The organism is Kitasatospora sp. NPDC087271 (assembly GCF_044744605.1).
Taxonomy (GTDB): domain Bacteria; phylum Actinomycetota; class Actinomycetes; order Streptomycetales; family Streptomycetaceae; genus Kitasatospora.
This window is the reverse complement of sequence record NZ_JBIUYQ010000009.1, coordinates 214,221-221,761: the sequence shown is the minus strand read 5'-3', so window position 1 is coordinate 221,761 and position 7,541 is coordinate 214,221. Positions and strand designations below refer to the sequence as shown.

The window sequence follows — 7,541 nt, the reverse complement described above, 5'->3', positions numbered from 1 at the left end:
GGCGACGGCGGTGGTCGACGGCCGCCCCCTGGCGGTCACCGGCGGCGACGACGGCACGGTGCGGACCTGGGACCTGACCACCGGCGACCAGGTCGGCGAGCCCCTGACCGGCCACACCGGCGACGTGAACACGGTGGCGACGGCGGTGGTCGACGGCCGCCCCCTGGCGGTCACCGGCGGCGACGACGGCACGGTGCGGACCTGGGACCTGACCACCGGCGACCAGGTCGGGCCGGAGCTGGTGTTCCCGCTGCCGGTCTGCGCGGTGGCCGTGGTGCCGGATGGCCGGTTGGTGGTGGGCTTCGGCTGGGAGGTCGCGGTGTTGTCCCGCCGTTGACCGGGCCCCGCACGAACGTCTCGCCGCCGGACGGCGGTGGCGGCCCGCGGTCAGTCCGCGCCGGGCGGGAGCCAGTGCAGGGCGAACCAGAGCTCCATCCGGACCTCCGCGTCGCCGAGGTCGACGGCGAGCAACTCGCCGACCCGGGCGATGCGTTGGCGCACGGTGTTGCGGTGGAGCTGGAGCGCCGCCGCGGTGCGGTCCCAACTGCCGTGCAGGGCGAGCCAGGTGCGCAGGGTCTCCCGGAGCACGGCCGGCCCGGGGGTGCCCGCGGCGGCCAGCGGGGCGAAGGTGCTGCGGGCGAGGGCGGCGGCGTCCTCGGGGGCGACCAGGGTGTGGACGCTCGGCCCGACGGCCTCGCGGTGGTGGACGGCGGCGGCACCGGTGGCCAGCGCGTGACGCAGGGCCCGGTCGGCCTGGGCGTCGGCGGTCCTCAGTTCCGCCGTGGGGGCGGGCGCGCTGACGCCGAGCGTCCAGCCGAGCCGGGCGGCGGAGTCGGTGTCCACGACCCGGTCCGGAGCCGCCGAGCCGGGCAGCAGCGCCCGCAGCCGGGTCCCGTCCAGGTTCAGGTGCGGTGTGCCGAGGGCGGTGCCGAGGGCGGCGAGTTGGACGGCCTCCCCGCCGCCGCCCGCCCGGCCGGTCAGCCGGCCGTGCACGACCACCCAGGCCCCGTCGGGCGGCAGCAGGGCGGCCGCCGCCTCCTCCGGTGCGGCGCCGAGCAGCAGCCGCACCAGGGCTCCGGCGCTGCGGGCGTCCGTGCCGAGCGCGTGCCGCGGGCTGGTGAGCAGCGAGAGCAGTACCACGGCCACCCCGGCCACGGACCGGTGGACGGCGGTCGGCGGCTCCTCGGCGGCGGTGACGAGCGTGAGCGGGCCGCCGGAACCGTCCGAGCCGGGCAGGGTCCGCACGGTCAGGTGCCGCCCGGCGTAGTGCTGGGCGGCGGCGGTCGGCGGCTGGGCGCGGCCCGCTGCGCGCGCGGTGGTCCGTTCCGCGAGGGCGCGCAGTTCGGCCGGGACCGGTACGGGCGGGCGCGCTCCGGCGCTGAACAGTTCGACGCCGCGTCCGTCCAGCAGCGCCGTCCAACCGCCCAGGTGCACGGCGAGTTGCTGGACGACCGCGCGCAGCGCGTCGGGGCGGGCGGCCGCGGAGGCGAGTGCGGACTGGGCTTCGGAGATCTGCCGCAGGCCGCGGTGGGCGGCTTCGGCCATCGCCGAGTAGGCGGCCCGGCCGACGGCGACGAACGGGGTGCCGTCGGGCACCCGTAGCAGGGGCAGGCCGTGCCGGTCGCAGGCGGCGACCAGGTCGGCCGGCACCTCGTCGTAGACCGGTGCGACGCCGAAGCCGAGTGCGGCGGCGCCCGCTTCGACGACGCAGCGTACGTAGGCGTCGATGCCCTCGGCGTCCTTCGGGAGGCGGACTCCGGCGGTGAGCAGCAGTTCGCCGCCGAGCAGGTAGGGGCCGGGGTTCTCGACCTCGGTGGTGCCGACGGTGCCGATCAGCCGGTCGTCGAGCGGTCCGGCGATCTGGCGCAGTCCGAGCGCGGGGTCGGCGAGCAGGACGGTCAACGGGACGGCGGGGCTGCCGGAGGCGGGAGCGGGGGCTGGGTTGGGCACGCCGGCGGCCTTTCGTCGGAGGTTTTGCACATCTGACCCCACGATATTGGATGAAACCGATACTTCTGCAGGCCAGGTGGGGCGGTTTAGGTTCAGCGCACGGCGTTTTCCTTCGGGCGCCCCCGGCTCGTCCCCCCGCTCCCCGCCCTTCCTGTGAGCCCTGCCAGTCCCGCCCGTCGCCTGCCTGTTCCCCCACCCACAGCCCTGGCCCGGCCCGCTCCCCCCAGCGCGTCCGGCCGGATCGGAGGACCACCCCATGACCCTCGACTACGTCGTGATGATCGGCTATCTGTTGGGCATCGTCGGCGTCGGCTGGTGGGGCAAGCGGCGCGCCTCCTCGAAGGCGGACTTCCTCGTCGCGGGCCGCCGTCTGGGCCCGGTGCTGTACACGGGGACGATGGCCGCCGTCGTCCTCGGCGGCGCGTCCACCATCGGCGGCGTGCGGCTCGGCTACTCCTACGGCCTGTCGGGCGCCTGGATGGTGTTCGCGATCGGGCTCGGCCTGCTGGCGCTGAGCATCCTCTTCTCCGCCCGGATCGCCCGGCTGCGGGTGTACACCGTGGCCGAGATGCTGTCGCTGCGCTACGGCGGGGCGGCGAGCGTGATCTCCGGCGTGGTCATGTGGGTCTACACCCTGATGCTGGCGGTGACCTCGACGATCGCCTACGCCAGCGTCTTCGACGTGCTGTTCGACGTGCCCCGCTGGGCGGCCGTGGTGATCGGCGGCACCATCGTGGTCGGCTACTCGGCGCTCGGAGGCATGTGGTCGATCACCCTCACCGACATGGTGCAGTTCGTGGTGAAGAGCATCGGGGTCCTGTTCCTGCTGCTGCCGGTCGCCGTCGTGAAGGCCGGCGGCCTCGCCCGACTGAAGGCCGAACTGCCTTCCGGCTACTTCTCGTTCGGCTCGATCGGTGGCGACACCATCTTCACCTACGTGCTGATCTACACCTTCGGCATGCTGATCGGCCAGGACATCTGGCAGCGGGTGTTCACCGCCCGCACCGACCGGGTGGCCACGTACGGCGGCACGGTGGCCGGCGCCTACTGCCTGGCGTACGCCGTCGCCGGCGCGGTGATCGGGATGGCCACCAAGGCGCTCTACCCCCAACTGGCCAGCCCCGACAGTGCGTTCGCGACCATCGTGAAGAGCACGCTGCCGGCCGGGGTGCGCGGCCTGGTCCTGGCGGCGGCGCTGTCGGCGATGATGTCGACCGCGAGCGGCGCGCTGATCGCCTCCGCCACCGTGGCCAACAACGACATCTGGGCCCGGGTACGCACGCTCGTCGGCCGGGGAGGGCCAGGCGCCGCGGCCACGGACCATGACGAGGTGCGGTCCAACCGGCTGGCGATCGTGGCCCTCGGCGTGCTGTCGATCGGCGTCGCCTGCGTACTGGACGACGTGATCTCGGCGCTCACCGTCGCGTACAACCTGTTGGTCGGCGGTCTGCTGGTGCCGATCCTGGGCGGGCTGGTCTGGCGGCGCGGCAACCTGCCGGGCGCGCTCGCCGCGATGATCGCGGGCGGCGGCACCGTGATCGCGTTGATGGCCGCCAAGGGTGTCCTCGCCAACGAGCCGATCTACTTCGGCCTCGCCGTGAGCCTGGTCGCCTACCTGGCCGTCAGCCTGGCCACCCGCCCGACCGATGCCACCGTGCTGGAGCACTGGCGCGGCCGGCTCGCCGGGCAGGCCGCGACCCCGGCCGCTCCCGCCGCCACCGCCCCGGCCGCCGCACTCTGAGAGGAAGCCTCATGGGCCTGCCCACCGCACCGACCGTCACGTCCGCACCGACCGCACCGACCGTCACGTCCGGGCCACCCGCCCCGCTCGGACCGTCCGGACCATCCGGACCGACGGCGCCGCCCGCACCGACCGAGGCCCGGTTGCGCCGCGAACTCGCCGCCGTGTACCGGCTGGTCGCCCACTTCCGGATGACCGACCTGATCTTCACCCACATCTCGGTCCGCCTCCCCGGCCCCGAGCAGCACTTCCTGATCAACCCGTACGGCCTGCTGTTCGAGGAGGTCACCGCCTCCGACCTGGTCAAGATCGACCTGGCCGGGAACCCGGTGGAGCCGACCCCCCATCCGGTCAACCCGGCCGGCTTCGTGATCCACAGCGCCGTCCACGCGGCCCGCCAGGACGCCCACTGCGTGCTGCACACGCACACCCGGGCGGGCTGCGCGGTCGCCGCCCAGCGGGACGGGCTGCTGCCCCTCAACCAGATCTCGATGGAGTTCCACGACCGGGTCGGCTACCACGACTACGAGGGCGTCGCGCTCAACCTGGCCGAGCAGGAGCGACTGGTCGCCGACCTCGGCGGGCACCCGGCGCTGATCCTGCGCAACCACGGCCTGCTGACCGTCGGCCGCACCCCGGGCGAGGCCTTCCTGCGGATGTACTACCTGGACAAGGCCTGCGAGATCCAGATCGCCGCCCAGGCCGGCGGCGGCCCGCTCGTCCTGCCGTCCCGCGAGACCGCCGAGCTCACCGCCCGCCAGCTGACCGGCCAGGAGCACGGATCCGACCTCCAGGACGACCGGGCCGCCGAACTGGCCTGGGCCGCCCTCCTGCGCCTCGCCGACCGGATCGCCCCCGACCACGCGAACTGACCCCGTCGACCCGGCGCGACCCCCGCCCGCCGACGCCCCGACGCCGACGCCCCGACGCCGACGCCCCGCCCGTGGCTCCCCGACGCCGACTCCCCGACAACGCCCCGACAGCGCCCCGCCCGACCGACTCCAGGAGCTGCCATGAGCACCGCCCCCGACCCCCACGCCCCCCACAGCCCCCTCGGCCCCACCGACTCCTCCCGCGTACCGCGCTACGCCGGGCCCGCCACCTTCGCCCGCCTGCCCCGGATCGACCAGGTCCCGCGCGCGGACGTCGCGGTCGTCGGCGTGCCCTTCGACACCGGCGTCTCCTACCGGCCCGGCGCCCGCTTCGGCGGCAACGCGATCCGCGAGGCCAGCCGGCTGCTGCGCCCCTACAACCCGGCCCAGGGCGCCTCGCCGTTCGCACTCGCCCAGGTCGCCGACGCCGGGGACATCGCCGCCAATCCGTTCGACATCCACGAGGCGGTCGACACCGTCGAGGCAGCCGCCGGCGAACTGCTGGACACCGGCGCCCGGCTGATGACCCTCGGCGGCGACCACACCATCGCGCTCCCGCTGCTGCGCGCCGTGGCCCGTCGACACGGGCCGGTCGCGCTGCTGCACTTCGACGCCCACCTGGACACCTGGGACACCTACTTCGGCGCCGAGTACACCCACGGCACACCGTTCCGCCGGGCCGTCGAGGAGGGAATCCTGGACACCTCCGCCCTCTCCCACGTCGGCACCCGCGGGCCGCTCTACGGCAAGCAGGACCTCACCGACGACGAGAAGCTCGGCTTCGGCATCGTCACCTCCGCCGACGTCCTGCGGCGCGGCGTGGACGAGGTCGCCCAACAGCTGCGCGAGCGGGTCGGCGACCGCCCCCTGTACATCTCCATCGACATCGACGTGCTCGACCCGGCGCACGCCCCCGGCACCGGCACCCCCGAGGCCGGCGGACTCACCTCGCGCGAGCTGCTGGAGATCCTGCGCGGCCTGAGCGGCTGCCACCTGGTCTCCGCCGACGTGGTCGAGGTCGCACCCGCCTACGACCACGCCGAGATCACCGCCGTGGCCGCCTCGCACACCGCCTACGAGCTGACGACGTTGATGGCCCGCCAGATCGCGGGCGAACGGACGGAGCAGGGTCCGCGAGCCGGTGCGGGCGGCCGCCCGGACGGCCGCGCCGGCGCCCGTACCGACGCCCGTACGGACGCCCGTACGGAGTCCCACGACGCCACCGGCGAGGTGCGCGCATGACGCACCTCCGCAACGGCGGCGACCTGGTGGTCGAGTCACTCGCCACGCTCGGCGCCCGCTGCGTCTTCGGCCTGCCCGGCCAGCACGCCCTCGGCCTGTTCGACGCGCTGCGCCGCTCCGACCTGCGTTACGTGGGACTGCGGGTGGAGAACAACGCCGGCTTCGCCGCCGACGGCTACGCCCGCACCGCCGGGACGGTGGCCCCGCTGTTCCTGTCCACCGGGCCCGGCGCGCTCACCTCGCTGGCCGCGCTCCAGGAGGCCGCCGCCGCCTCGGTGCCGGTGCTCGCCGTCTCCAGCCAGATCCCCTCGGCCGGACTGGGTGGACGGCGGCGCGGCTACCTGCACGAACTCGTCGACCAGCAGGCCAGCTTCCGCGACGTGGTGAAGTCCGTGCACACCGCCCGCACCCCCGCACAGATCCCCTCCGCGCTGGCCGCCGCCTGGGAGTCGGCGCTGAGCGCGCCGTACGGGCCGGTGTGGGTGGAGATCCCGCAGGACGTCCTGCTCGCGCCGGTGACCGTACCCCCGGTCACCGGGCTGCGCGCCGAACCCCGGCCGCCGGTCCCCCGCCCGGAGCTGGTCGCCGAGGCCGCGGTGCTGCTGGCCGAGGCCGAACGCCCGGTGATCCTGGCCGGAGGCGGCGTGGTCCGGGCCGGAGCCAGTGACGAACTGCTGCGGCTGGCCGAGCTGTTGCGGGCCCCGGTGGCCTGCACCTTCGGCGCCAAGGGGGCCTTCCCCTGGGAGCACCCGCTGTCGCTGCGGTCCTGGCTGGAGGACCGCCACACCACCGACCTGCTGGAGGACGCCGACGTCCTGCTCGTCGTCGGCTCCGGCCTGGGCGAACTGTCCAGCAACTACCACACCCTGGCGCCGCGCGGCCGGATCATCCAGATCGAGGCCGACGCGGGCAAGCTGGAGGCCAACCACCCGGCCTTCGGCATCCACGCCGACGCCCGCCTCGCCCTGGCCGCCCTCTCCGACTCGGTACCGGCCGCCACAGCGGACGGACGGGCCGAGGCGGTGACCGCCGAACTGCTCAAGCGCGTCCAGGAGCGGATCGACGGCCAGGGGCTGGAACTCGAACAGGACTTGCTGGCATCCGTTCGCCACGCGCTACCGGACGACTCCCCGGTCTTCTTCGACATGACGATCCTCGGCTACTGGGCCTGGTCCGCCTTCGACGCCCGCCGCCCCGGAGCGATGCACTCCGCCCAGGGCGCCGGCGGCCTCGGCTACGGCTACCCCGCCGCACTGGGCGCCGCCGTGGCCACGGGCGGCCGCCCGGTCCTCGCCGTCTCCGGCGACGGCGGCGCGATGTACTCGCTCGCCGAACTCGCTACCGCCCGCCAACTCGGCCTCAACGTCACCTGGCTGATCATCGACGACGGCGGCTACGGCATCCTGCGCGAGTACATGACGGGCGCCTTCGGCGAGGCCACCGCCACCGAACTGGCCCGCCCGGACTTCGTCCGCCTGGCCGAGTCCTTCGGCGTCCCGGCCGCCTTCACCACGCCCGACGACCTCGCACGGGACCTGGCCGCCGCACTCGCCGCCCCGGGCCCCAACGTGCTGGTCCTGCCCGCCCTGCTGCGGATGTTCGCACCCACCCACCTGGACGCCTGAACCACGGGGGGAGCGCGACGGCCCGGCCTTGCCCGCGCCCGGGGGCGGGGGGGGGGGGGGGGGGGGGGGGGGGGGGGGGGGGGGGGGGGGGGGGGGGGGGGGCGGGGGCGT

Annotated in this window: 5 protein-coding genes and 1 pseudogene; 5 read left to right on the top strand and 1 reads right to left on the bottom strand. The window is 75.0% G+C overall.

The window, feature by feature from the left end; genetic code table 11:
- A pseudogene (locus tag ACIO9K_RS18135) lies at positions 1-337 on the top strand (hypothetical protein); the annotation flags it as partial.
- Between the two features lie 50 nt (positions 338-387).
- On the opposite strand, the gene ACIO9K_RS18130 reads toward ACIO9K_RS18135, so the two are convergent.
- Entirely contained in the window at positions 388-1,950 is a 1,563-nt protein-coding gene (locus ACIO9K_RS18130) for a PucR family transcriptional regulator (protein WP_400330947.1), read from the bottom strand.
- Positions 1,951-2,206: 256 nt separating this feature from the next.
- Between ACIO9K_RS18130 and ACIO9K_RS18125 the strand changes: the two genes are divergently transcribed.
- The 4 genes from ACIO9K_RS18125 (at position 2,207) to ACIO9K_RS18110 (ending at position 7,430) form a co-directional block, all read left to right on the top strand.
- Positions 2,207-3,691 (top strand): sodium:solute symporter, encoded by a 1,485-nt coding sequence (locus ACIO9K_RS18125; protein WP_363620564.1) that lies wholly within the window; start codon positions 2,207-2,209, stop codon positions 3,689-3,691.
- 11 nt (positions 3,692-3,702) lie between these two features.
- On the top strand, positions 3,703-4,563 hold the full coding sequence (locus ACIO9K_RS18120) for a class II aldolase/adducin family protein (RefSeq protein WP_400330944.1): 861 nt from the start codon (positions 3,703-3,705) through the stop codon (positions 4,561-4,563).
- 141 nt (positions 4,564-4,704) lie between these two features.
- Positions 4,705-5,805, top strand: coding sequence for an agmatinase (speB, locus tag ACIO9K_RS18115; RefSeq protein WP_363620568.1), 1,101 nt, complete (start codon positions 4,705-4,707; stop codon positions 5,803-5,805).
- Positions 5,802-7,430: a thiamine pyrophosphate-binding protein gene (locus ACIO9K_RS18110; RefSeq protein ID WP_363588929.1), complete on the top strand. Its 1,629-nt coding sequence runs from the start codon at positions 5,802-5,804 to the stop codon at positions 7,428-7,430. The genes speB and ACIO9K_RS18110 overlap by 4 nt, the downstream gene beginning before the upstream one ends.
- The last annotated feature ends 111 nt before the right edge of the window (positions 7,431-7,541 follow it).

Bases quoted from the DNA above. Each gene is read 5' to 3' on its own strand.
- ACIO9K_RS18125 (WP_363620564.1), top strand. From the start codon at position 2,207: ATGACCCTCGACTACGTCGTGATGATCGGCTATCTGTTGGGCATCGTC.
- ACIO9K_RS18120 (WP_400330944.1), top strand. From the start codon at position 3,703: ATGGGCCTGCCCACCGCACCGACCGTCACGTCCGCACCGACCGCACCG.
- speB (WP_363620568.1), top strand. From the start codon at position 4,705: ATGAGCACCGCCCCCGACCCCCACGCCCCCCACAGCCCCCTCGGCCCC.
- ACIO9K_RS18110 (WP_363588929.1), top strand. From the start codon at position 5,802: ATGACGCACCTCCGCAACGGCGGCGACCTGGTGGTCGAGTCACTCGCC.